General features: G+C 51.1%; 25 protein-coding genes. 20 read left to right on the forward strand and 5 right to left on the reverse strand.

Annotated elements, in window-relative coordinates:
* The first annotated feature begins 279 nt into the window (after positions 1-279).
* From AWQ23_RS03435 to AWQ23_RS03455, 5 genes are all read left to right on the forward strand, one after another.
* Positions 280-1,263: an alpha-ketoacid dehydrogenase subunit beta gene (locus AWQ23_RS03435; protein ID WP_012306284.1), complete on the forward strand. Its 984-nt coding sequence runs from the start codon at positions 280-282 to the stop codon at positions 1,261-1,263.
* Positions 1,264-1,303: 40 nt separating this feature from the next.
* The gene (secD, locus tag AWQ23_RS03440; protein ID WP_062432536.1) at positions 1,304-2,707 is read left to right on the forward strand and encodes a protein translocase subunit SecD; all 1,404 of its coding nucleotides are present in this window, start codon (positions 1,304-1,306) and stop codon (positions 2,705-2,707) included.
* 32 nt (positions 2,708-2,739) lie between these two features.
* On the forward strand, positions 2,740-3,711 hold the full coding sequence (gene secF / locus AWQ23_RS03445) for a protein translocase subunit SecF (RefSeq protein ID WP_062432539.1): 972 nt from the start codon (positions 2,740-2,742) through the stop codon (positions 3,709-3,711).
* 88 nt (positions 3,712-3,799) lie between these two features.
* Positions 3,800-4,195, forward strand: a complete 396-nt coding sequence (locus tag AWQ23_RS03450) for a hypothetical protein (RefSeq protein ID WP_062432541.1) — start codon at positions 3,800-3,802, stop codon at positions 4,193-4,195.
* Positions 4,196-4,429: 234 nt separating this feature from the next.
* The gene (locus AWQ23_RS03455) at positions 4,430-5,521 is read left to right on the forward strand and encodes a LuxR C-terminal-related transcriptional regulator (RefSeq protein ID WP_062432544.1); all 1,092 of its coding nucleotides are present in this window, start codon (positions 4,430-4,432) and stop codon (positions 5,519-5,521) included.
* Here AWQ23_RS03455 and AWQ23_RS03460 read toward each other — a convergent pair.
* Positions 5,518-6,756 carry an MSMEG_0569 family flavin-dependent oxidoreductase gene (locus AWQ23_RS03460; protein WP_062432547.1) on the reverse strand — a complete coding sequence of 413 codons (1,239 nt, stop codon included), beginning with the start codon at positions 6,754-6,756 and terminating at the stop codon, positions 5,518-5,520. The two genes, AWQ23_RS03455 and AWQ23_RS03460, sit on opposite strands and share 4 nt — an antisense overlap.
* A gap of 403 nt (positions 6,757-7,159) precedes the next feature.
* On the opposite strand from AWQ23_RS03460, the gene AWQ23_RS03465 reads away from it, so the two are divergent.
* The 7 genes from AWQ23_RS03465 to AWQ23_RS03495 all read left to right on the forward strand — a co-directional run bounded on the left by AWQ23_RS03465 (position 7,160) and on the right by AWQ23_RS03495 (position 12,263).
* The gene (locus tag AWQ23_RS03465) at positions 7,160-7,642 is read left to right on the forward strand and encodes an MSMEG_0572/Sll0783 family nitrogen starvation response protein (RefSeq protein WP_062432551.1); all 483 of its coding nucleotides are present in this window, start codon (positions 7,160-7,162) and stop codon (positions 7,640-7,642) included.
* A 168-nt stretch (positions 7,643-7,810) separates the two neighbouring features.
* Positions 7,811-8,818 (forward strand): Nit6803 family nitrilase, encoded by a 1,008-nt coding sequence (locus AWQ23_RS03470; RefSeq protein ID WP_062432554.1) that lies wholly within the window; start codon positions 7,811-7,813, stop codon positions 8,816-8,818.
* Between the two features lie 36 nt (positions 8,819-8,854).
* Positions 8,855-9,937: an MSMEG_0568 family radical SAM protein gene (locus AWQ23_RS03475; RefSeq protein ID WP_062436482.1), complete on the forward strand. Its 1,083-nt coding sequence runs from the start codon at positions 8,855-8,857 to the stop codon at positions 9,935-9,937.
* A 14-nt stretch (positions 9,938-9,951) separates the two neighbouring features.
* Positions 9,952-10,470 (forward strand): MSMEG_0567/Sll0786 family nitrogen starvation N-acetyltransferase, encoded by a 519-nt coding sequence (locus AWQ23_RS03480; protein ID WP_062432557.1) that lies wholly within the window; start codon positions 9,952-9,954, stop codon positions 10,468-10,470.
* Between the two features lie 26 nt (positions 10,471-10,496).
* Positions 10,497-11,474, forward strand: coding sequence for a sll0787 family AIR synthase-like protein (locus AWQ23_RS03485; protein ID WP_083500683.1), 978 nt, complete (start codon positions 10,497-10,499; stop codon positions 11,472-11,474).
* A gap of 5 nt (positions 11,475-11,479) precedes the next feature.
* Positions 11,480-11,767: an MSMEG_0570 family nitrogen starvation response protein gene (locus AWQ23_RS03490; protein WP_062432560.1), complete on the forward strand. Its 288-nt coding sequence runs from the start codon at positions 11,480-11,482 to the stop codon at positions 11,765-11,767.
* Between the two features lie 4 nt (positions 11,768-11,771).
* On the forward strand, positions 11,772-12,263 hold the full coding sequence (locus tag AWQ23_RS03495) for a PD40 domain-containing protein (protein WP_157072189.1): 492 nt from the start codon (positions 11,772-11,774) through the stop codon (positions 12,261-12,263).
* A gap of 23 nt (positions 12,264-12,286) precedes the next feature.
* Here AWQ23_RS03495 and AWQ23_RS03500 read toward each other — a convergent pair whose 3' ends face one another.
* Complete coding sequence (locus AWQ23_RS03500; protein WP_012306298.1) at positions 12,287-12,709, reverse strand: hypothetical protein; 423 nt, start codon at positions 12,707-12,709, stop codon at positions 12,287-12,289.
* 167 nt (positions 12,710-12,876) lie between these two features.
* On the opposite strand from AWQ23_RS03500, the gene AWQ23_RS03505 reads away from it, so the two are divergent.
* Positions 12,877-13,929, forward strand: coding sequence for a tocopherol cyclase family protein (locus AWQ23_RS03505; protein WP_062432567.1), 1,053 nt, complete (start codon positions 12,877-12,879; stop codon positions 13,927-13,929).
* Here the strand turns inward: AWQ23_RS03505 and pdxA are convergent.
* Together pdxA and msrB are read right to left on the reverse strand one after the other, a co-directional pair.
* Positions 13,859-14,935, reverse strand: a complete 1,077-nt coding sequence (gene pdxA, locus AWQ23_RS03510) for a 4-hydroxythreonine-4-phosphate dehydrogenase PdxA (protein WP_062432570.1) — start codon at positions 14,933-14,935, stop codon at positions 13,859-13,861. The two genes, AWQ23_RS03505 and pdxA, sit on opposite strands and share 71 nt — an antisense overlap.
* Before the next feature lie 72 nt (positions 14,936-15,007).
* Positions 15,008-15,409 carry a peptide-methionine (R)-S-oxide reductase MsrB gene (gene msrB, locus AWQ23_RS03515; protein ID WP_062432573.1) on the reverse strand — a complete coding sequence of 134 codons (402 nt, stop codon included), beginning with the start codon at positions 15,407-15,409 and terminating at the stop codon, positions 15,008-15,010.
* Positions 15,410-15,572: 163 nt separating this feature from the next.
* On the opposite strand from msrB, the gene AWQ23_RS03520 reads away from it, so the two are divergent.
* Positions 15,573-15,809, forward strand: coding sequence for a hypothetical protein (locus AWQ23_RS03520; RefSeq protein ID WP_062432576.1), 237 nt, complete (start codon positions 15,573-15,575; stop codon positions 15,807-15,809).
* Between the two features lie 6 nt (positions 15,810-15,815).
* Here the strand turns inward: AWQ23_RS03520 and argF are convergent, their stop codons facing one another.
* Positions 15,816-16,736: an ornithine carbamoyltransferase gene (gene argF / locus AWQ23_RS03525; protein WP_012306303.1), complete on the reverse strand. Its 921-nt coding sequence runs from the start codon at positions 16,734-16,736 to the stop codon at positions 15,816-15,818.
* A gap of 234 nt (positions 16,737-16,970) precedes the next feature.
* Between argF and AWQ23_RS03530 the strand changes: the two genes are divergently transcribed.
* From AWQ23_RS03530 to AWQ23_RS03555, 6 genes are all read left to right on the forward strand, one after another.
* Positions 16,971-18,884: a long-chain fatty acid--CoA ligase gene (locus AWQ23_RS03530; protein ID WP_062432579.1), complete on the forward strand. Its 1,914-nt coding sequence runs from the start codon at positions 16,971-16,973 to the stop codon at positions 18,882-18,884.
* A gap of 120 nt (positions 18,885-19,004) precedes the next feature.
* Positions 19,005-19,448 carry a YlqD family protein gene (locus AWQ23_RS03535; RefSeq protein WP_012306305.1) on the forward strand — a complete coding sequence of 148 codons (444 nt, stop codon included), beginning with the start codon at positions 19,005-19,007 and terminating at the stop codon, positions 19,446-19,448.
* 87 nt (positions 19,449-19,535) lie between these two features.
* The gene (locus AWQ23_RS03540; protein WP_062432582.1) at positions 19,536-20,372 is read left to right on the forward strand and encodes a prephenate/arogenate dehydrogenase; all 837 of its coding nucleotides are present in this window, start codon (positions 19,536-19,538) and stop codon (positions 20,370-20,372) included.
* A 69-nt stretch (positions 20,373-20,441) separates the two neighbouring features.
* Complete coding sequence (locus AWQ23_RS03545; RefSeq protein WP_062432585.1) at positions 20,442-21,110, forward strand: protein-L-isoaspartate(D-aspartate) O-methyltransferase; 669 nt, start codon at positions 20,442-20,444, stop codon at positions 21,108-21,110.
* A 157-nt stretch (positions 21,111-21,267) separates the two neighbouring features.
* Positions 21,268-21,645, forward strand: coding sequence for a DUF1823 family protein (locus AWQ23_RS03550; RefSeq protein WP_030005923.1), 378 nt, complete (start codon positions 21,268-21,270; stop codon positions 21,643-21,645).
* Positions 21,646-21,648: 3 nt separating this feature from the next.
* Positions 21,649-22,458, forward strand: a complete 810-nt coding sequence (locus AWQ23_RS03555) for an MOSC domain-containing protein (RefSeq protein WP_062432587.1) — start codon at positions 21,649-21,651, stop codon at positions 22,456-22,458.
* Position 22,459 lies beyond the last annotated feature (1 nt).

The following is a 22,459-nucleotide window of genomic DNA, read 5'->3' on the forward strand; positions in this document are numbered from 1 at the left end:
TTGGTGGAATTACCGCAGAATTGCTGTTTTTTTTGGGATTACAAATTGCATTTTTTTAGGAAAATTTTAAGGGTTTTTCGATCACCATTGGGGCTAGTTGGCCATTCCCCCTGCAAAAGGCGATCGCCACCGGACAGAGCCTCCCTGCCGACGGGGTTTCTCAATCCGGCCCCAGAGCCCTAAAAATATCGGCTTCAATCCCACCTAGATTGATGGCGCAAGAAAGGCTCAGGAATGATACGATGTCACTTGCTGCGATAGGTTTTAGAACGATTTCATATGGCGGAAACTTTACTTTTTAATGCGCTGCGTCAAGCTATCGATGAAGAGATGGCACGTGACGAAACTGTCTTCGTTATGGGCGAAGATGTGGGTCATTACGGCGGTTCCTACAAGGTAACGAAGGATCTTGCGAAAAAATATGGTGACCTGCGCGTTCTGGATACACCCATCGCAGAAAACAGCTTCACCGGGATGGCTGTTGGCGCTGCCATGACTGGACTGCGGCCGATCATCGAAGGGATGAATATGGGCTTTTTGCTGTTGGCCTTTAACCAAATTTCCAATAACGCTGGGATGTTGCGCTACACATCCGGCGGTAATTTCACAATTCCGATGGTGATCCGTGGGCCTGGGGGGGTCGGTCGGCAGTTGGGGGCTGAACACTCCCAGCGTCTAGAAGCCTATTTCCAAGCTGTCCCTGGTTTAAAGATCGTCGCCTGTTCCACCCCTTACAATGCCAAAGGTTTATTAAAAGCGGCGATTCGTGACGAAAACCCCGTGCTTTTCTTTGAACACGTGCTGCTCTACAACCTCAAAGAGAATTTGCCCGATGGGGAATATGTGTTGCCCCTCGATAAGGCGGAATTGGTACGGGAAGGGAAAGATGTGACGATTCTGACCTATTCGCGGATGCGTCACCATTGCACCCAGGCGATTAAAACCCTCGAAAAACAAGGCATCGATCCAGAATTAATTGATCTCATCTCCCTGAAGCCCATCGACATGGAGGCGATCGCCAAATCCGTGAAGAAAACCCACCGGGTGATCATCGTCGAAGAATGTATGAAAACGGCGGGGATTGCGGCGGAAGTGATGTCCTTGATCAACGAGCAACTGTTTGACGAATTAGATGCCCCCGTAATGCGTCTCTCGTCCCAGGATATTCCCACTCCCTACAACGGCACCCTGGAGCGACTCACCATCGTCCAACCGGACAACATCGTCGAAGCAGTGCAAAATATGTTGGCCCTGAACGTCTAAACACCAGCGACCAACTGCGGTTCATCCTCCTAGATCCATCATGCAAAAACAACGGTTAATCATAGTTGCAATTCTTTTTTTGGTGGCGATCGCCATCACGATTTTGACAACCTTACCCCTCCAGCTCGGTCTGGATCTCAAAGGTGGTGCCCAATTGACGATCCAGGTACAACCCAATGCTGAAGGAGTCGTCGTTGAGGCCGATGATACAGCTGCCGTGAAGCGAGTCATCGAAAATCGCATCAATGGTCTAGGAGTGGCCGAACCCATCACTCAACTCGTGGGGAACGACCGGATCCTCGTGCAATTGCCTGGGGTGACAGATCCTGAGCAGGCTGAACGGGTTCTCGGTGGCACCGCTCAGCTCGAGTTTCGGCCCCAAAACCCTGGCACCGAAGCCGAATTCCAAGAAAAGTACGCCCTCCGTCGCCAACTCGACGCCCAGTTAACCAGTCTCCGTGGCAGTGCAAGCCCTGCCGCTAGCGATGCCGAAATCGAAGAATTAGAAACCAATATTGACAGTCTCGATCAAGAGATCCTCGCTCTGTTTGAACCCGTTGGTCTAGTCGGCGAATACGTCACCAATGCCCAACCCGCCCCCACCCAAACGGGCAACAGTTGGCAAGTTTTTCTCAATTTCAATAGTGAAGGGGCCGAACTTTTTGCAGAAATCACAAAAGGTCTAGCTGGTACAGGCCGGAGTGTCGGCATTTTCTTAGATGATGCCCTCCTCAGCGCCCCCACCGTTGGCCCAGAATATACCGCCCAAGGGATCGCCGGGGGGAACGTGACCATTACCGGCAACTTTGACATTGATACGGCCAGTGATCTCGCCATTCAGATTCGGGGTGGGTCGTTACCCTTCCCGGTGGCTGTGGTCGAGAACCGTACCGTAGGGGCAACCCTAGGCCAAGATTCCATTCGCCAAAGTATCTATGCAGGGATTGCGGGCCTAATTCTGGTGTTGGTCTTTGTGGCAGTCTATTACCGTTTGCCAGGGCTGATCGCAGATGTGGCGTTAGTGGTTTATACCCTCCTCACTTTGGCCTGCTACTCCCTTGTGGGGGTTACGCTGACGTTACCGGGGATTGCTGGTTTTATTCTCAGTATCGGTATGGCCGTGGATGCCAATGTGCTGATCTTCGAGCGCACCCGGGAGGAAATCTATAAGGGAAATACCCTATACCGGGCCGTGGAATCGGGATTTTTTAACGCTTTCTCCAGCATTCTCGACAGTAATGTCACCACTTTGATCGCCTGTGCGGCCCTCTTTTTCTTGGGTTCGGGTTTGGTAAAAGGTTTTGCGTTGACCTTGGCGATCGGGGTGGGGGTGAGTATGTTTACGGCAGTGACTTGCAGCCGCACTTTACTGCTGTTAACGGTATTGGGCTTACCGGCGGTGCGCCAAAATCCCAAGTTGTTTGCGCCCAAAGTCCCCAACTAATTTCCTTTGCCCTCTAGTCTGTTGTTAACCCGATGACTTTTAAATTTAGCGTCATTAAACAGCGTCTCCTTTGGTGGTCCATCTCGGCGATCGCCATCCTTGCGAGTGTGTTGTTTATGGGCATTTCCTTCAACCAACTTCAAGCACCCCTCCGACCCAGTCTCGACTTTGTTGGGGGCACAAAAATCCAAGTGGCCCTCGACTGTACGGTGGCTGGCAACTGTACTGATCCTTTAGAAACAGCGACAATTCAAACCGTGGTGAATAACCAGGGGGTCGGCAGTAGTACGGTGCAAATTTTGGGCCAAGAGCGGACAACGTTTTCGGTGCGGACACCGCAGCTTGATGTGGATCAACGCAGCCGTTTGCTCGACGCCCTAGAATCCGAAGTGGGCGCCCTAGATCCTGGCACGATCCAAATTGACTCGGTGGGGCCAACCATTGGTCGGGAATTGTTTGTCCAAGGGATGCTCGCCCTCCTGGTTTCTTTTTTCGGGATTATTGTCTACTTAAGTATCCGCTTTCAGTTCGATTATGCGCTGTTTGCGATCGCCGCATTATTCCATGATGTGCTGGTCACGGCTGGCGTCTTTGCGCTACTTGGTCTGGTGTTGGGCGTTGAAGTAGATAGCCTTTTCCTCGTGGCCCTACTGACGATTATTGGTTTTTCTGTGAATGATACGGTGGTCATTTATGACCGCGTTCGTGAGAATCTCAAGGCCGACGAGGGAGACAACATCGATCAAGTTGTTGATCATTCCGTCCAGCAAACCCTGGGCCGTTCGATCAATACCACCCTTACGACCCTATTGCCGCTGGTGGCGATCTTTTTGTTCGGTGGTTCGACCCTCAAGTTTTTTGCCCTCGCCTTGATTATTGGGTTTATTTGCGGCTCTTACTCTAGTATTTTTGTCGCCAGTACCCTCTTGGCCTGGTGGCGTAATCGTAATGGCCAACCCCCCACGGTCACCAAAGAAGCGGTGAATGTCACAGAATTGTCCTAGCCATTGCAGGGGAACTTCCCGGTAACGGCGGCAGCAATCCCAGGATTTGGCCTGACCCACTCGGTAAAGATGTTTAGGGTGAAAAAATATGGGCGATCGCCAACTTCAGGAAGCACCAACAGACCATCATTTCAGTCCCTTGGCCCGCAAGCTGGTGCGGTTTACTTTCCTCTGGCGTTGGCTATTGGTCGCCTTGCTGTGGCTGATCTTGGGGAGCTACGGCATTTGGGCGTTGCGGGGAGAATTTGCCCTCTGGCGTGATTATCTCACCTGGGCCGTGGTGCGTTTGAGTCTCGGTTACCATTACTGGGCGAGCGTTGCCTTGACGATCTGTGTCGCCTATACCTGTGCTGTTTTGGTTTGGCATAGCCAGAAATTAACCCAAGGCTGGTCTCAACGGGAAAAGTATCGTTTCAATCAATGGGCAGAAAAATTAACCCGAAATCAGCAGCATTGGCTTTGGTTTTTCCTAAGGCGTTTATAGTGTGATTTCAGCCATCTATAGGGTGTCAAAAGAAAAACAGCCAGTATTCGCAAATACGCCAAATTACTGAAAGCCGCTCTTTTGGGAGAGCGAGTCGCTGAAACTTTTCTGGATTAATCCCCTCCAAAGTTCCAGATAATTGCGGGTTTCTGTACTAATGTTCACTACTGACTGACGCAGGTGAGCTGGCTCGCGTTAACTAGAAAGAGATTTTGTGCTTAATTTACCGATGCCGTGCTTGATTCTGCTTGCTTGATTGTTGATTTGCAAAAGGTTCAGCGCATTACCCAGGGCATTTCCGGTTGTCTGGAACCAACGCTGATCGCCAAACGTTTAACCGAAGCATTGATTAAAGACTTTAATTGCGCCTTTGCGCGAATTTGGTTAATTGAGCCAGATCAACGATCGCTCCGGTTGGTGGCCTCATCGGGTCTGTCTGAAAACATTAACGGCAGTTTTGCACGGGTTCCCATGGGCGCCTATAAGGTCGGAAAAATTGCCAAAAATGGGATTCCTTTCCTGAGTAATCACCTGGCGGAAGAAGCTTGGGTAAAAGACCGTGACTGGGCGATCGCCAACGAAATTCAAGGTTTTGCGGGTTATCCCCTTGCCAGTCAACAGCGAATTATTGGTGTGTTAGCGGCCTTTAGCCATGAAACTTTTTTACCAGAATTTTTAGAGGTTTTGCAGGTGTTATGTATGGCTGGGGCGATCGCCTTAGATGCCGCCCAAAAAAGCCCCCAAGATCCCAGCAAAAGCCAGACAAGAGAATCTCACCCCCTCTCGGATCACCTGGGCAGCCTTTTAAGTACCAGCCAGCTTAGTTTGATTGGTACGGAGCGACCTCTGACACCAAGTTCGACCTATCTCTTAATCAAAACCGTAGAAATTCTCAATCAATTCAACTGTCACTATTGCCGACTCATCTACGGTGATACGGAAATTTGTCTCGAAGGGATTATCGCCGCCCCTAACCCGACGAAAAACACAGGGCGATCGCCTTTTGCCGACATTGAATTTTTTGTACAAACCCTTGGGGGACAATGCAATGTCGGGATCGACTCCCAAGAAGCAGCTCACCAAATTAGCCTCACTTTGCCCTATGGGGCCACTACCCAAGCCCACAAATCAAAGAATTCACTCTCCCAACGGGAACGTCAGATTTTAATTCTCCTCACAACAGGATTGCGCGATCGCGACATTGCCCAACAGCTCCACATCAGTGAAAGTACCGTAAAATTCCACCTAAACCGCACCTTGAGTAAACTACAAGCTAAAAACCGCTACCAAGCCATTTACCAAGCCACAAAACAAGGTCTGATTTAAGCAGAAGCCGGAACCAAAAGCCTTGCTGTAATTTGTGTCGCCAAATATACTGCATCGCGAGCAATACCGGAAAAACGACCAGAACCCCAGGTATAGAGCCAGGGCAAACCAAGGAAGTATAATCCATCCACGGCGGTTACCCCTCGGTCATGTAAGGGTTCGCCCAATTCATTAAAGACGGGGAGATCAATCCAACTAAAGTTCAAGCGAAAGCCCGTCGCCCAAATAACTGCACCAATATTAGTTTCTTTGAGGTTGAGGGATGATGGTTCTAATTCTGGCTCCCAGACGGGTTGATAATGGGCCTCTGGGGGAGCGGTGATGTTGTTATCGGCGATAAATTTGTCAATATTCCGTTGAATGCGCACCACGGTGGCATCAGCCTGATCTAAATTGTGTTTTAAATCTTTCCCAAAGTGGAGAGTCTGCCCGGTAATACTTTGCAAGCGACCATAGAGGTGCATTCCCTGTTGGGCAAAGCGGCGCAGATCAATATCGCGGCCCCCATCCCGTCCTGTAACGTAGTGATTGGTTTTATGGCGAACCATTTCTTTCTGGGGGTGCTGGTCGATGGGGAGGGCGTAATAACCCATGCGTTCGAGCCACTCTACCACATCCTTGCCCCGATAACGGCGCGGCGCCCGGGGCGCACTACCGGTAACAAGGTGAACTGTTTTCCCTGCTAAATGAAGATCTTCGGCAATTTGACAACCCGACTGGCCAGTGCCCACAATCAACACTTCATCGGGAAGATCCTGGGGATTTTTGTACTGTACGGAATGGATTTGCTGCAACTCACGGGGCAGTTGGGCGGCGATGGGCGGAATTTTTGGAACGTGGTATCCACCCGTGGCGATCGCCACTTGATCAGCTGTGTAATCACCGATGGATGTTGCCACTGCAAACTGGGTTCCAGACGAACTCACCCTTGAAACTGTGACCCCCTCTCGAATTGGGGGATTAAAGGAGCGGGCATAGGCTTCTAAATAAGAGACGATCTCCTGCTTTGCCATAAATCCATTGGGATTAGGCCCTGCATAGGGGAAACCGGGGAGCCGACATTGCCAATTGGGGGTCACTAAACAAAAAGAATTCCAGCGTTCATCACGCCACGCATGGCCAATTTTGTGTTTCTCAAAAATCAGGTGGTCAATGTCGCTTTGCTTGAGGAGATAGCTGAGGGCAAGTCCCGCCTGGCCACCCCCAACAATTATTACCGGGTAATGGGTCTGCATTGCCGTTGCTCTTAGGTGTGTTTGGCTCAACTGTAAACCTAGTCAACCCCCGTTCCTGTAAGGGTTGTTACCGATCCCAGCGGTTTGTGACTACCCATAGGCGATCGATGAATTACGACCCAGTAGCTGCTATTTTGGTGGCCTAACCTAGCAAAATCAATAGTTCTTTTTAGGACACAATCACTATCCTCTAATCAGGACAAAACCATTCAGATAGCTATTATCAAACAAGCTTGAGTCTAGCCAAAAAGACAATCCAGAAATTGGCTTTTCAATCAAAAAACTATTCCTTTAAACAGAAGGTCTCCTTTTGTCAGCAATGATACAGGTCGCCTTGAGTTCTCCCCTTAAAGTGAGGCACAACTCAACACATTAAAACCTAAAAACTAAAGGAAAATTTCCCATGCCTGAAGTAACAATCCCTGCCCATCAGACCGGTGACTTTCTTGTCGATTACGAAGAAAAGGTTTTTCCTGATGTCCAAGCAGAACCTGGCGAAAAAGCACTGATTACGTTTCATACAGTGGCCTTTGAGGGTTCCATTGGTTTAGTCAATTTATTACAAGCAAGTCGCCTTATCAAAAAAGGGTTTGAAACGTCTGTGCTACTTTATGGCCCTGGGGTAACTTTAGGGGTGCAGCGGGGCTTCCCGAAGCTGGGCGATGAAGGATTTCCGGGGCACTTAGCCATGAACGATCGCCTGGTCAAGATTATGGAATCTGGCGGAAAGGTCTATGCCTGTCGTTTTGCACTACAAGCTTTTTATGGCCACGGAGAACCTTCTTTGATTCCTGGTATCCGCCCGATTAATCCCTTAGATGTGATGGATTTGATTTTAATGCATCGCAAAGAAGGGGCATTTATCCTTGATACTTGGACGATGTAAAAACAAAGGTTTTACTTCCGAAAATTTCCAAAGAGTTCACAAGAGTGATTTTTAGATTTTTTTTGCACTCTTTAAAAACTTCCGAGTATTTTTTAAAAGGGTTTTGTTGGAATATTTTCGGTTACCAAATCCGTTTTTTGTGAGTTTGTTATTTTTCCGGTAGCGATTATGCTTGATTACTCGAAAACAATTCGGGCGGCAGCAGCACAAATTAGTCCGGTTTTGTTTAGTTGTGCAGGTACGACGGAAAAAGTGCTGGAGACAATTACCCAGGCGGCCAAGGAGGGCGTGCAGTTGATTGTCTTTCCAGAAACCTTTGTCCCCTACTATCCTTACTTTTCTTTTATCGAGCCACCGGTGCTGATGGGGAAAAGCCATCTCCAGCTCTATGAGCAAGCAGTCACAGTCCCTGGCCCAGTCACGACAGCGGTGGCTGAAGCGGCCCAAGCCCATGACATGGTCGTGGTTTTAGGGGTGAATGAACGGGAAGAAGGTTCCCTTTACAACACCCAATTGATTTTTGATCACGATGGGACATTGCGCCTTAAACGCCGCAAAATCACCCCTACTTACCACGAACGGATGGTTTGGGGTCAAGGGGATGGCGCTGGTTTAACGACGGTCGATACAGCTGTGGGCCGTGTGGGTGCTTTAGCTTGTTGGGAGCACTACAATCCCCTCGCTCGCTATAGTCTGATGGCCCAACATGAACAGATTCATTGTGGTCAATTTCCGGGATCTATGGTGGGGCAAATTTTTACGGAGCAAATGGAAGTGACCATGCGCCACCATGCCCTCGAATCCGGCTGTTTCGTGGTCAATGCAACGGGATGGCTCTCGGCAGAACAGAAGGTCCAATTGACCAGCAATGACAAGATGCACAAGGCCCTTAGTGGTGGTTGTTATACGGCCATTATTAGTCCTGAAGGCAAACACCTCTGTGAACCCATTTATGAAGGGGAAGGTTTGGCGATCGCCGATTTAGATTTCTCCCTGATTACCAAACGTAAGCGGATGATGGATTCGGTGGGACATTACTCCCGCCCTGATCTATTCCAGGTACAACTCAATGACGCACCTTGGGCCACCCTCAACACGAGTTCCTTGCCCTTTCCCTCAGAAGTAACACCACTGCCGAATACCCCGGCCCCAGATATTCCCGCCTCCTGTCCCTAATCTAGCGCGCCATCACCCATCCCTATGACTATGCCCATGGATAAACAACGTCTGATTACAGAACTCCAGTCCCACGGCCTCCGCCTGACAGAGGCCACGATGACGGGACGCCAAGGGGGGGCAGGGCCTTCGGATCACCGGGCAGTGACCATTGCTGGCACCACGGTGATGGTTCCTGTTTATACAAATAGTGCTGGGCGATCGCCTTACCATGCCACCCTAGATTCCCAACAGAGTGAAGCCAAGCTCCAAAAACATCATCAAGACATCGCCCCCATTACCCTGCAAGAGCGTCCCAAATTCTACGACCTAGAGACAGCGGAAGGGATTCCTTACTGGAAAATTGCCCTTCTCCATAGCAATAATGTGCTCGCCACAACGGTGCAACAAACCTGTATGCGCTACCGGGACGAAAGTACAGCCTGTCAATTTTGTGCGATCGAAAAATCCCTAGAAGCAGAACGCACCATTGCCCGCAAACTCCCGGAACAGTTAGCAGAGGTTGTGGAAGCGGCGGTGCGGCTCGATGGCATTGAGCAGGTGATCATGACCACAGGGACTCCCAACACAGGCGATCGCGGTGCAGCTTACCTGACCAAATGTGCCGCTGCCATCAAAGCAAAAGTCGATATTCCTATCCAAGCTCAATGTGAACCCCCCGCCGATTTTGTCTGGTTTGAGTGCTTAAAAGCCGCTGGTGTCGATAGTTTAGGAATGCACCTAGAGGCCGTGGATCCCGAAGTCCGTGCCAGAATCATGCCTGGCAAAGCAGAAGTCCCCGTTTCCTACTACTACCAAGCCTATACAGCGGCAGTGCAAGTATTTGGTTGGGGCCAAGTCAGCACCTACCTGCTAGCCGGTTTAGGCGATAGTTTTGCAACCCTTGTGGCGGCGGCAGAAAAATTAGTCAGCCTTGGTGTTTACCCCTTTGTGGTGCCTTTTGTCCCCATTTCTGGCACGCCCTTGGCAACCCATCCAGCCCCTGATCCGGAGTTCATGTTTGCCCTCTACCAAAAGGTGGGTCAGATTCTCAAGGAGGCGGGGATGTCTTCCCAGGCAATTAAAGCTGGTTGTGCGAAATGTGGTGCCTGTTCAGCATTGTCTACCTTTGAAAATTAGGGAGGTTACGGGAAATGAGTCGTCAACGATTTCAGTTTGAACTCGCCCAGTCTGCGGCGGAAATCCGCGCCTATTTTGCCCTGAGACGGGATATTTTTTGTGAAGAACAGGGGATTTTTAGCGGTAATGATTTTGATGACCTCGATCCCATTGCCTATCCGATTGTTGCCTTGGACAAGAGCTCATCCCCCCAGAGTAAGGTGGTTGGGGTTGTGCGCATCTACGAAAGTGAGCCTCAGGTTTGGTATGGTGGCCGCCTGGGGGTCCAGCCAGAGTTTCGGCGCGTGGGACGCATTGGTAAGGGGTTAATCTACAAAGCGGTCACAACGGCCCATGGTTGGGGCTGTACTAAGTTTCTGGCGACGGTACAGCGACAGAATGTGCGTTTTTTCCAGCGGCAACATTGGCATTCTCTGGCGGAAATGGACATTTGCGATCGCCCCCACCATCTCATGGAGGCAGATTTAAACTTTTACCCACCGGCAGTGAATCCGCGACCCCAACTTGACCTGGGGACTTGGCTTGTTTCCTAAAGGAAAAAATAATCGAAATACTTGGCGTGAACATCACTTTACCCCAGTTGGCAGAGACCCTACGCCACAATTTGGGCCTTTTACATAAACGGGATATTCAACTCGCTTCCCGGCAATTTCAACGGCAATTTACAGCCCAGGGGCAAGCCATTCGCCTTGGGGATGATTGTGCAGCCATTCCCGACCAAGCTGGTTTTCTCCTTCTCGCCGCAGAGGGCATGAGCCCCGCATTGGTGCAACAGGATCCATGGTTTGCGGGCTGGTGTGGGGTGCTCGTGAATGTCAGTGATATCTATGCCATGGGGGGACGACCCTTGGCGGTTGTGGATGCTCTGTGGGCCTGTGGAGATCAGCAGGCGCGGCAGATTTGGGCCGGGATGCAGGCAGCGGCAGAAAAGTTTCAGGTACCAATTGTCGGGGGTCATACCAATACCCATAGTGAATATGATGCTTTGGGGGTCGCGATTCTCGGTCGGGCAAAACGACTGATTACCAGTTTTGATGCCCAGGTGGGCGATCGCCTCGTGTTAGTCGCTAATTTTCAGGGGCAACCCCGGCCCCACCTCCCCTACTGTTGGGATGCCGCCACCCAAGCCGATCCAGCGCAACTCCAAGCCCAGTGGGATTTATTACCGCTCTTCGCCGAACGGGGTTTATGTAGCGCCGGAAAAGATGTCAGTATGGGGGGAATTATCGGCACAACTTTGATGCTCTTGGAAACGTCTAATTGCGGTGCGATCTTGGATATTGGCGCAGTTCCCTGTCCACCACAGCTCGATTTGCAACAATGGCTCCTCAGTTTTCCAAGCTACGGTTTTTTGCTGACTGTGCCCCCAGAGCAGGTCTCTGAAGTAGAAATGTTGTGCAAAGATCAGGGGTTAGTCGCCGAGGCGATCGCCACCATCACCCCAGGCCACACCTTGACCCTTAAACTGGGGGAAACTAGCCTCGATTTTTGGCACCTCGACCATGTTCCGCTCACTGGCTTTACCGGAGGCTCCTAAATTCTATGCCAGCCGTTACTTTTGATATTGTTTGGCCCGACGGCTCCCAGGATCAGTTCTATTCCCCCTCCACCGTCGTCCATGACTACTTTCAGGTAGGACAAGGCTACGCCCTGGCGGATTTTGTGCATCGCTCCCAAACGGCCCTGACCCTGGCCAGTAAGCGGGTCGAACAGCGCTATGGCAGCCCCTGTTCCCTGGCCCTGAGGCAACTCCAACGTGTTGAACAAAAGGCTAGTACATTCATGGATCAACCCAATGCCCAGGTCACAATCTTGGCGAATGACCACTAATCCCATGGGAAAGTTTTGGCCGTTGGCGATCGCCGCGATGGGATTGATCTTGGGGGGCTGTGGTCGGGCCTTGTTTTATCAGCCCCAGATTGCCACGGGGGGAATCAATAGTAATTTTGCCGAAGAATTTCCGAGCTACAGCGGTGATGGCCGTTATCTCGCCTTTGCCTCAGAACGGGATGGCCGCCGCAATATTTTTCTCTACGATCTACAAACCAATCAATTAGTCAACCTGCCTAATCTCAACCGCCGCGACTCTAGCCAAGACCAACCGGATCTCAGTGAAGATGGCCGTTTTATCGCCTATGTTTCCACCGAACGGGGCCGCCAGGATGTGTTTGTCTATGATCGCAACCAGGGGCGATCGCAGTTGTTAACGGTGAATTTACGGGGGTCGGTACAAAATCCCACCATTAGCGGCGATGGACGTCGGGTCGCTTTCCAGAGCAACGAACGGGGGCAATGGAATTTGATGCTGGTGGACGTGACTCCCTAACGGAAACCGGACTGCGCTATGGTCTATAGATCAGAATGGTGTTGCCTTGACCGGAGGCGTTTATGGATCGCAGACAGTTGGTCGCGGGCATAGTGAGGACAGTGGGGCACGGGAATATTCACATTCGGCCAATCTGCGAGATCCGCACAGGGGCAGCCATTTTTCAAACCCACCGCATCGAAGGGCATCGGCATCGCACAGCGGGGACAATCGGCAATATCCCACCGCTCTGAGAGCAGATCCGCGATGGTTTGGGTTGTACCCTGGAGATAACAGTCACGGTTTGCGTTGAGGTCTTGCCAACAGGCCTCAAAATCTGGGGAATATTGATTTCCTTCGAGCACGGTCATCGGCAAAATTTGGCGATCGCCCTTGGGACAAATCACCGGTTTACCCACCTGAAACCAGTAGGCTAAATATTGTTTAACTTGATTTACAGTCGCCATATATCTATCTTCTTCTTGCTTCATATAACCCCTAAAAGTACGCCGTCCCCATCGTCCCTATCCTATCGAGAAAAGAGAAGACCAGCGGCGATTACACCTGTCTAAGCCTGGAAAACCAATTTTTTTTAAGATCGCTTTTAGATTTAAGCCCATAACCGTCCTTTTGTATGAATTTTTGTGAACCGCCCCACAGTGGCTACCATTGGGATTACCACACGCCCCGTTTCTTTGAAGGTTGGTATTTTCGCGTCACCTTAGCAGAATTAGGTGACAATTTTGCCTTTATGTATTCCATCGAAGATCCCCTTGGTGATCGCCCCCATAGTGGTGGTGCCGTGCAAGTTTTGGGCCTCCAGGATGAGTATTTTTGGCGCACTTTACCGAATGTCGAAAATTTTTGGGCCGATCATCGACGCCTCGCCCTGGGTCATTGGCGATATTGCCCCCCCAATTTAAAACCCCAACTCCTCGCTCCCAGGGTTTTCCAGGAAAAAATCCATGAAGGCTACCAAGCAACAGCGACCCTCAACCAAGGTCGTGTTATCGACCCAGCCAGCGGGGAAGTTTGCCAATGGCACTACGAAACGAAGCCGATCTACGGTTGGGGAACGCCCGCTAAACCCACTGCCAACTGGTATTCTTTTTTGCCCATTTACGATCCCGGTTGGCAAGTCTTGCTGGCCCATGGGTTGAGTACAGGTTGGATCGAATGGCAGGGCAAACGCTATGAATTTAGCAATGCCCCGGCCTACAGCGAAAAAAATTGGGGCAAATCCTTTCCAAAGGCTTGGTTTTGGCTCAATTGCAATGGCTTTAGGGAAGAGAAAGATCTCGCCCTCACTGCCGCTGCTGGTATCCGTCAAATCTTAGCGAGTGAAGAGGAAGTTGGTCTAATTGGCATTCACCACCAAGGAAAATTCTATGAATTTGCCCCCTGGACAAGTACCCTCACCTGGCACTTTTCTCCCTGGGGAAGTTGGGAAATGACCGCAGGCGATCGCCAAGGGTTTACGGTTCATCTCAGTGGGAAAACCGATCTACCGGGACAACCCCTGCGAGCACCGACCCACACGGGCCTACAGTTTTGTTGTCAGGATACTCTACGGGGCCAAATTTCCCTTGAACTATTCGCCCCGGACAAAACGCCCCTCATCCAAGCAACGAGCGATCTAGGGGGGTTAGAAGTGGGGGGACAGTGGTGGCGGCGCGATTTTGGCTAATGCTGGCGGCCAGTTTGATCGCTTCTTTCATGCTGGTGGGATTGGCGCTACCTTGACCGGCAATATCAAAGGCGGTGCCGTGGTCGGGGGAGGTTCGAATAAAGGGTAAACCGATGGTGGTATTGATCGCGTAGTCAAAGGCCATCAGTTTCACTGGGATTAACCCTTGGTCGTGATAAAGGGCCAGATAAGCATCGGCGGCGGGTTTAAATTCCGGCTTACCATACCAAGCTTTGCCCGCATTCACCCACATCGTATCGGGGGGATAAAGCCCCAACAAATTAGCCTTCGGATATTGTTGCCGCACTCTCTGGAGCCAATCGTTTAACCAGTCCATTTCTTCGGTGCCCAACTGGCCATTTTCGCCACTGTGGGGATTTAAGCCGGCGATCGCCACTTGGGGATTGGCTAACCCAAAATCCTGCTGGAGCGACTCCAAAAGAAGACTAAGTTTCAAATCCATCAGCCCTGGATTCAAGGTTTCCGGCACCGCTTTTAGGGGAATGTGGGTCGTCGCTAGCAGGCTACGCAATGTCCAGCCCGTATAGGGCGATTTGCCAATAAAAGCCATGCCATAGCGGGTGGTTTGGCTCTTTTGGGCGAGAACCTCCGTTTGGCCAGGGTAGTCGTGGCCCGCTGCTTTCCAGAGGGATTTAGCAATGGGGGCGGTGACAATGCCCGAAAATTCTCCCCCCAGGGTTTTTTCAATCGCCGTGTCGAGGTACCAGAAAGCGAGATCGCCTGTTTCTGCCGAACCTTCCCCCCAGGTGAAATTTCTCAGAGATTCATTGCCACTCGGTTCGACAATCTCTAACTCACTGGGATCAAGGAGATCAGATTCCGTCCGAGTTTTGAGGTGCTGATAGGTTTTTTCGAGCAAGGGGCGATCGCCAATGACCGTCATCGGACAAAGCGCTCTAATTTCTGGATCCGCCAGAGCTTTTAAAAGTACCTCTGGGCCAATCCCGGCCGGATCACCAATAGTCAAAGCGAGGCGAGTTTTCATAGGAGAGAATAGTCAATGAATAAAAAAATCCTCCCTAGAGGGAGGTGCCAAAGGCGGAGGGTGTGAGGGCGTCTACTCGGTCTTCGGTTCAAACTTCAGGGCCACGGAATTGATACAGTAGCGCAAGCCCGTGGGAGGGGGGCCATCGTTAAATACGTGACCCAGGTGGGCATCACATTTCGCACAGAGCACTTCTGTCCGCTTCATAAAGAAACTAAAGTCATTTTTTTCGGCGATCGCCTGATCATTCACCGGTTGCCAATAGCTCGGCCAGCCAGTACCCGAATTAAACTTCGTCTCCGAGGTGAACAGGGGCGCACCGCAGCACACACAATTGTAGGTGCCTTCCCCCTTAAAATCGTGATATTCACCCGTAAAGGCCCGCTCGGTGCCATGTTTGCGGGTAACTTTGTAGGCCTCTGGGGAAAGTTGCGCTTGCCATTCGGCGTCAGTTTTGACAACTTTGTCGGTCATGGTGGTGTTTTGTCTCCAAAAGTGGGGTTGCACTGCTTTGTATCGTAACAAGATCGACTAGGGGAAAACAGGTGAGAAATCCCCCAATGGATGTTGTGGGGTCGGGGCTTTCGGCTATACTCAACAAGGTTTTTTTATTCAAGTTCAAGGAGAGCGCCAAAAGATGCGATGTGCCATTATTAGTCGTGCTGGTCAAACTCTGGCGCGAGGGAAGCTAGTCTTAACCCCGATCGAAAACGATCAACAACGGCTTGATCTGGTTACGGACGGGGGTCGCTACCTAGAGGGAGGGCTGGTTGCTCCCGATGGTGATATGACCGAAGCCAGCCTAGAGCTATCGCGGAAATTTTTTGCGATGTGGGGCATGAGCAATCTCCAGCTACAAATCACCCTCCGCTAGATCCTGTTAGACAATACCAAGAAGACTGGCCATCAGCGCTTTTTGGGCGTGCATCCGGTTTTCGGCTTGATCCCAAATTTTGGCTTGGGGGCCTTCCATCACATCGGCAGTAATTTCTTCGCCCCGATGGGCGGGCAAACAGTGGAGGGCGATCGCCTCTTTATCGGCGAGGGCCATGAGTTCGGCGTTAACTTGGTAGGGTTGGAAAATGGGTACGCGACTGTTGGCGAGGTCTTCTTGGCCCATACTGGCCCACACATCGGTGTAGATGGCGTGGCAGCCTTCGGCGGCTTCCTTGGGATCATGGGTAATTAAAATTTGACTGCGATCGCCCGCAATGGCCTGGGCCTGGGCGACAATTTTCGGGCTGGGCTCGTAATCTTTGGGGGTAGCGATGCGAATATTCATGCCGACTAACGCGCCACCGAGGAGGATCGAGTGGGCGACATTATTGCCATCACCCACATAGGTCATGGTCAGGCCTTCTAGTTGGCCGAAGGTTTCCTGCATCGTTTGCAGATCCGCCAACATCTGACAGGGGTGTTCTAGATCTGTAAGGGCATTGATAATCGGCATTTCACAGTAGTCAGCGAAGGTTTCGAGATCCTGTTGATCAAAGGTACGAATCGCCAAAATATCGAGGTAGCGGTCTAAAACCCTGGCGGTGTCCTCGATGGGTTCGCCGCGACCCACTTGGGTGCGGTTTGGGTTCAGGTCAATGACATTGCCACCCAGTTGGTACATGGCCACGCTAAAGGAGACTCTGGTGCGGGTAGAGGCTTTATAGAACAACAGGCCGAGGGTTTTGGGGCAGGTGGGGGCGATTTTTCCCTGTTTGAGATCTGCCGCCAGGTTTAGCAGGGTAATAATTTCTGTGCTGCTGAGATCTGCAATGCTCAGAAGATCCCGACCCTTGAGTGCATTCATCCTGTTTTCGGCTCCTTACCGTGGCAAAAAAATCATTATAAGCTCCCCTCCAGATTCCACAAAAGCTTGCAAGGGCGATCGCCACTGGTCTTCGTCAGGAAATGTTGATGGCGATCCCAAGGGGGTGACACTTGAAAAACTGTCTACTTTTGGGGAGATGGGTGAAATCTGGTTTTAAAGTAGGATTGTAGCCATGATTTCGGCTTGTTTTTTGCGCTTTTAAATGGAATTGCCATGAGCACTGCTCCCTACGACCAGATCCAATCTTTATCAGAAATTTGGGCGATCGCCGCCGAGCGTTATGCCGACATTGTTGCCCTCTATGATCCCCACCAAAAACCAGAATTCAAACTGACCTATCATCAGCTCTGGCAAGGGATTCAGCAATTTGGGGCTGGCCTCCAGGCCCTCGGTCTTCAACCCCAGGAAAAAGTCGCCCTGATTGCGGATAATAGCCCCCGTTGGTTCATCGCCGATCAAGGTAGTATTGCGGCGGGGGCCGTGAATGCGGTGCGCTCATCCCAGGCAGAAAAACAAGAACTGCTCTACATCTACACTGACAGCGAAAGTCGATTTCTCATCGTCGAAGACCGCAAAACCTTTGAACGCCTCAATCCAGAAATTACAAATCTCCAACCCAGGGCCGTTATTTTCCTCACCGACGAAGAAGTGCCAGAAACGGAACTTCCGATTTTCAACTTTTCCCAACTGATGACCCTCGGCAGCCAAGAACCCCTGACGATGCCTGGGCGATCACCCCAAGATTTAATGACCCTGATCTACACGTCTGGGACGACGGGCAAACCCAAAGGGGTGATGCTTTCCCACGGCAATGTCCTCTACCAAGTGCGCAACCTCGACCAGGTGATCCAACCGAATCCTGGCGATGTCACCCTCAGCATTCTCCCCACCTGGCATTCCTACGAACGGGCTGCTGAATATTTTCTCCTGTCCCAGGGCTGCACCCAGATCTATACCAATATCCGCAACATCAAAAAAGATCTCCAAACCTACAAGCCCGGTTACATGGTTGCGGTACCGCGCATTTGGGAATCGATTTACGAAGGAGTGCAGAAAAATCTCCGGGAACAACCCGCCAAGAAACAAAAGCTGGTGAACTTTTTCCTCACCTGCTCCCAAAATTATGTCCTGGCCCAGCGTATCGCCAACAACCTCAGCCTGGAGCATTTCCATGTTTCTCCCCTAACGCGGTTAATGGCTAGAGCAAAGGCGATCGCCCTTTATCCTTTTCATCTCCTCGGCAACAAACTCGTTTACGAAAAAATTCGGGGGGCCACTGGCGGCAAAATTCGCTACGTAATCAGCGGCGGCGGCTCCCTCGCCCAACACATCGACACCTTCTTTGAAATCGTGGGGATCAATATCCTTGTGGGTTATGGCCTCACTGAAACCTCCCCAGTGACCAATGCCCGGCGGCCCGAACGCAATGTGCGTGGCTCCGCTGGCCCCGCCCTCAAGGGCACCGAAATTCGCATTGTCGATCTCGAAACGCGACAAACCCTCTCCCAAGGCCAAAAGGGGCTTGTTCTTATTCGCGGCCCCCAGGTGATGCAGGGCTACTACCGCAAACCCGAAGCCACCGCCAAGGCCATTGATCCCGAAGGCTGGTTTGACAGCGGCGACCTCGGTTGGGTGACGCCCCATGGGGATCTCGTTTTAACGGGCCGGGCAAAGGATACTATTGTCCTCACCAACGGCGAAAACATCGAACCCCAGCCCATTGAAGATGCCTGCGCCCGCAGTCCCTACATCGATCAAATTATGCTGGTGGGCCAGGATCAAAAATCCCTCGGTGCCTTAATTGTGCCGAACCTCGAAGCCCTCGGTCAGTGGGTGTCCCAGGGTGGCCTCGGTTTGCAATTGCCAGATCCTGACATTCCTTCAGAACAACTGCCCCAAACGGATCTGTACAGTAAGCCTGTCTTGAATTTATTTAAACAGGAGCTGAATCGAGAAATTAAAAATCGGCCTGGCTATCGGGTGGATGACCGCATTAGTGATTTTGCGTTGATTCTAGAGCCTTTTTCCATTGAGAATGGCCTAATGACCCAGACGCTAAAGGTAAAGCGGCCAGTGGTGGCAGAGAAATATGCGGCCTTAATTGCTTCCCTTTACGACAAAGATTAAGCGATCCGAATGGCGGAATCTTCGGGTATTGATGCTACCCTGAAAATATTTTGTAGATAGGGCCCTCTTAGCCCACTGATTTAACAAAACCGAGTTACATTTCTCTAGGAAAACATTTACATGGACGGAAACCAAGTGCCTACTGTTACCCTCAAACGCCCAATTAATCTGAAGGTCATCGTGACCCCCCGCTGGAAAGAGGAAGTACAGCAGCAACTCCAGGGACAAATAGCGACTTTTGATGGTCAATTACAACAACTGGATGTCCAAGGAAATCGCACCATTAGTGAACTTCAACAACAGGGCAATACCCCCCAGGTCGCTCAACAAATGGAAAATATTCAACTCCAGGTTAACCAAAAAAAGCGGGAACTCCTTGAGAAAAAAAACCAAGTGCTCCAGCAGCTCCAACAGGTACAAAACTTAGAATTAGATCAAGAGTTTCTCCAGGGTCAGATGGAGAGTTTCTTTGAAGTGAAAGTGGGCGATAATCTGGTGCGCAAGCTGAATGTTGAACTTGTGGTCCGGGATGGTGTTGTTGAAGAAATTCGCGGCGACCTCTAAATTTTTTTGTGATTGCTGTCGCGTGACAGTGTTCGGCTCCCCCGATGACACTTGCGGTGCGGGGGATTTTTAATGGGGAAAAAATTCATGAAAATTGGCATTGTCGGGCTGGGTTTAATCGGTGGATCTTTGGCGATCGCCTTCCGGGAAAAAGGCTTAGAAGTGTTGGGAGTTTCTCGGAAAAATACAACCTGCGAAACGGCCTTGAGGAAGGGAATTGTCGACCAAGCCAGCACAGATTTTGCTCTTCTCAAGGATGCGGATGTGGTATTTCTCTGCACGCCGATCAAAGCGATTTTGCCCACGGCTCAAACCCTTATTCCCCACCTCAAATCCACGGCGATTTTGACCGATGTGGCCTCGGTGAAGGGGGAAATTGTCCAGGCGATCGCCCCGCTGTGGCCCAATTTTGTCGGAGGACATCCCATGGCGGGCACAGCCGAACAGGGTATTGACGCCGCGCTCCCCGGATTGTTTATCAACGCACCTTACGTTTTAACACCGACTCCCGAAACCTCTCCGGATGCGGTAAAAATCCTCAAGGACTTAATCACGCTGCTCCAGAGCCGTTTCTACTGCTGTGCCCCGGAGATTCATGATCAAGCGGTGGCCTGGATTTCCCATTTACCCGTTTACGTCAGTGCCAGTTTAATCGCCGCCTGTGGGTCGGAAATAAATCCAGAAGTGCTACAAATGGCCCAAGCTCTGGCAAGTTCTGGCTTTCGGGATACCAGTCGTGTCGGCGGTGGCAATCCAGAATTGGGGTTGATGATGGCCCAGGGGAATCAACAGGCGTTGTTAAAATCCCTCACCCATTATCGGCAGCAGTTAGATCAAGTCATTGCAGATCTTGAAGCAGAAAACTGGGAGGCGATCGCCCAATTCCTCACAGCGACCCAACGACAACGGCCCGACTTTCTCTAGCTTCCAGGAGTACAATGGAGGTAGGAGGAAGTCGAAGGATTCATACTGAAATGATCCTCGCCAGCGACCATGGATCTTCCACCCACCAATGATTTCTGTGCCGATCCCACCGTTGCTTTACGTCAGCGGATGGTTAAGCAGCAAATTATCGCCAGGGGCGTGAACGATCCAGCCGTCTTAGCCGCGCTCCAGCAAGTGCCCCGGCATCGCTTTGTGCCTGATTCTCTCCAACATCTCGCCTACGCCGATCAACCCCTCACCATCGGCTATGGCCAAACCATTTCCCAACCCTATATCGTCGCCTACATGACCGAGGCGGCCCACCTGACGCCCAGAAGCAAAGTTTTAGAAATTGGTACGGGGTGCGGTTATCAAGCGGCGATCCTCGCCGAAATTGCCCAGGAAGTTTTTACCGTTGAAGTTGTGCCCGAATTAGCCCGGCAAGCCCGCGATCGCCTGGAAGCATTGGGCTATCAGAATATTCACTACAAGATTGGTGACGGTTACCAGGGCTGGTCAGAGTTTGCTCCCTACGACGCGATCCTTGTTACGGCGGCCCCAGACCATCGGCCCCAACCGTTACTGCAACAATTGGCCGTGGGCGGTCACCTGGTAATTCCTGTGGGCACCGTCGGCCAACGCCTTGAAGTCCTCCACAAAACTAGCACTGACCTGGAAATGGAAAAGGCGATCGCTGTGCGGTTTGTGCCACTCCAGGGTCACAGCTACGGATTTTGAGTAAATTTGGATAGGAATTGTCCCATCTCTATTGCTCGCATCGAGACTTCCTGGAGAGTGACCTAGACGGTTTGGGAATCCGGCGCAACGGCCACATATTTTGTGGAGGCGATCGCCTAAAATTGAACCAGCTTTCTCTACACCTTTTCTTTCTGTTATCGTGACTTTGCCTCCCCTAACAACGGACACCATTCAGCTAATCATCGACGATCGCCTTGAGGATGAAACGCTCCATCAGTTGGTCTGGCATTACCTCGGCTACCGTTACGATGAAACTCAAAAATGCTGGAATCTTGACCAAGTTGATCCAGCCTGGGCCGAAAAATATCCAGAACCACCTAAATTTATCGAGGAGCGTCCCCCCACGGTGCAACTGACCCGCTCGATCCCCAAACCCTATAAAGCGCTACTTAAGGAAAAAATGGGCTTTAAGGGCTACACAGTTGATCAACTGATTCCGCGCCTGACGCGGCGGGCGACCATGGCCAGTTGGCTCCTTAGCTATATGGCCCAACACGATTTGTTAGAGGTTTAGCGAGTGGTACGGGTTTCGGCTTTATGGATTTATCCGGTGAAGTCCTGCGGCGGGATCGCTTTGGAGACAGTGGAAGTTTTGACCCAGGGTTTTCAAGGCGATCGCCAATGGATGATTGTTGATGCCGACGGGAAATTTCTCAGTCAACGGCAATATCCCCAACTGGCCAGGGTTAAGCCCCACATGACAGAGGATAATCTCACCTTAACTTTTGATGATTTTTCGCCCCTGAAACTGTCTCCCAAAACCGTAGGCTCCCTCAAACCTGTGACAATCTGGCGCAACCAGACCCAAGCCCTTGACCAAGGCCCTGAAGCTGCCGCTTGGTTTTCGGAGGTGCTACAAACCCCCTGCCGTCTCGTGCGCCAATCCCCCGATCATCCCCGGCCCGTTAACCCAAAATATGCCCTGTGGGAGACCCAAAATGTCAGTTTTGCCGATGGTTATCCGGTGCTCCTCACCAATACTGCTTCTTTAAAGTTGCTGGAAGAAAAATTAGGGGCAGCCGTTTCGATGAATCAGTTTCGTCCCAATCTGGTAGTCGAGACAGCACAACCCTTTGCGGAAGATCATTGGCAGACTGTGGACATTGGTGGCACGACCTTTGTCACCGCCAAACCCTGCGAACGTTGCATTGTGATTACAACAAATCAAATCACAGGCGATCGCCACCCAACTCAAGAACCCCTCCGCACCCTCGGTACCTTTCGACGCACTGCCAAAGGCATTCTTTTTGGCATTAACCTCATGCCTACCAGTTCAGGCAAGATTTCAGTGGGAGATGCTGTGATCCTAGATTCAACGATGTTTTAAA

Source organism: Picosynechococcus sp. PCC 73109, assembly GCF_001521855.1.
Classification (GTDB): domain Bacteria; phylum Cyanobacteriota; class Cyanobacteriia; order Cyanobacteriales; family MRBY01; genus MRBY01.

Bases quoted from the DNA above. Each gene is read 5' to 3' on its own strand.
- AWQ23_RS03500 (WP_012306298.1), bottom strand. From the start codon at position 12,709: ATGGCGACTGTAAATCAAGTTAAACAATATTTAGCCTACTGGTTTCAG.
- msrB (WP_062432573.1), bottom strand. From the start codon at position 15,409: ATGACCGACAAAGTTGTCAAAACTGACGCCGAATGGCAAGCGCAACTT.
- argF (WP_012306303.1), bottom strand. From the start codon at position 16,736: ATGAATGCACTCAAGGGTCGGGATCTTCTGAGCATTGCAGATCTCAGC.
- AWQ23_RS03470 (WP_062432554.1), top strand. From the start codon at position 7,811: ATGCTTGATTACTCGAAAACAATTCGGGCGGCAGCAGCACAAATTAGT.
- AWQ23_RS03450 (WP_062432541.1), top strand. From the start codon at position 3,800: ATGGGCGATCGCCAACTTCAGGAAGCACCAACAGACCATCATTTCAGT.
- AWQ23_RS03465 (WP_062432551.1), top strand. From the start codon at position 7,160: ATGCCTGAAGTAACAATCCCTGCCCATCAGACCGGTGACTTTCTTGTC.
- secD (WP_062432536.1), top strand. From the start codon at position 1,304: ATGCAAAAACAACGGTTAATCATAGTTGCAATTCTTTTTTTGGTGGCG.
- AWQ23_RS03540 (WP_062432582.1), top strand. From the start codon at position 19,536: ATGAAAATTGGCATTGTCGGGCTGGGTTTAATCGGTGGATCTTTGGCG.
- AWQ23_RS03495 (WP_157072189.1), top strand. From the start codon at position 11,772: ATGGGAAAGTTTTGGCCGTTGGCGATCGCCGCGATGGGATTGATCTTG.
- AWQ23_RS03530 (WP_062432579.1), top strand. From the start codon at position 16,971: ATGAGCACTGCTCCCTACGACCAGATCCAATCTTTATCAGAAATTTGG.
- AWQ23_RS03520 (WP_062432576.1), top strand. From the start codon at position 15,573: ATGCGATGTGCCATTATTAGTCGTGCTGGTCAAACTCTGGCGCGAGGG.
- secF (WP_062432539.1), top strand. From the start codon at position 2,740: ATGACTTTTAAATTTAGCGTCATTAAACAGCGTCTCCTTTGGTGGTCC.
- AWQ23_RS03435 (WP_012306284.1), top strand. From the start codon at position 280: ATGGCGGAAACTTTACTTTTTAATGCGCTGCGTCAAGCTATCGATGAA.
- AWQ23_RS03535 (WP_012306305.1), top strand. From the start codon at position 19,005: ATGGACGGAAACCAAGTGCCTACTGTTACCCTCAAACGCCCAATTAAT.
- AWQ23_RS03475 (WP_062436482.1), top strand. From the start codon at position 8,855: ATGGATAAACAACGTCTGATTACAGAACTCCAGTCCCACGGCCTCCGC.
- AWQ23_RS03545 (WP_062432585.1), top strand. From the start codon at position 20,442: ATGGATCTTCCACCCACCAATGATTTCTGTGCCGATCCCACCGTTGCT.
- AWQ23_RS03505 (WP_062432567.1), top strand. From the start codon at position 12,877: ATGAATTTTTGTGAACCGCCCCACAGTGGCTACCATTGGGATTACCAC.
- pdxA (WP_062432570.1), bottom strand. From the start codon at position 14,935: ATGAAAACTCGCCTCGCTTTGACTATTGGTGATCCGGCCGGGATTGGC.
- AWQ23_RS03490 (WP_062432560.1), top strand. From the start codon at position 11,480: ATGCCAGCCGTTACTTTTGATATTGTTTGGCCCGACGGCTCCCAGGAT.
- AWQ23_RS03480 (WP_062432557.1), top strand. From the start codon at position 9,952: ATGAGTCGTCAACGATTTCAGTTTGAACTCGCCCAGTCTGCGGCGGAA.
- AWQ23_RS03460 (WP_062432547.1), bottom strand. From the start codon at position 6,756: ATGCAGACCCATTACCCGGTAATAATTGTTGGGGGTGGCCAGGCGGGA.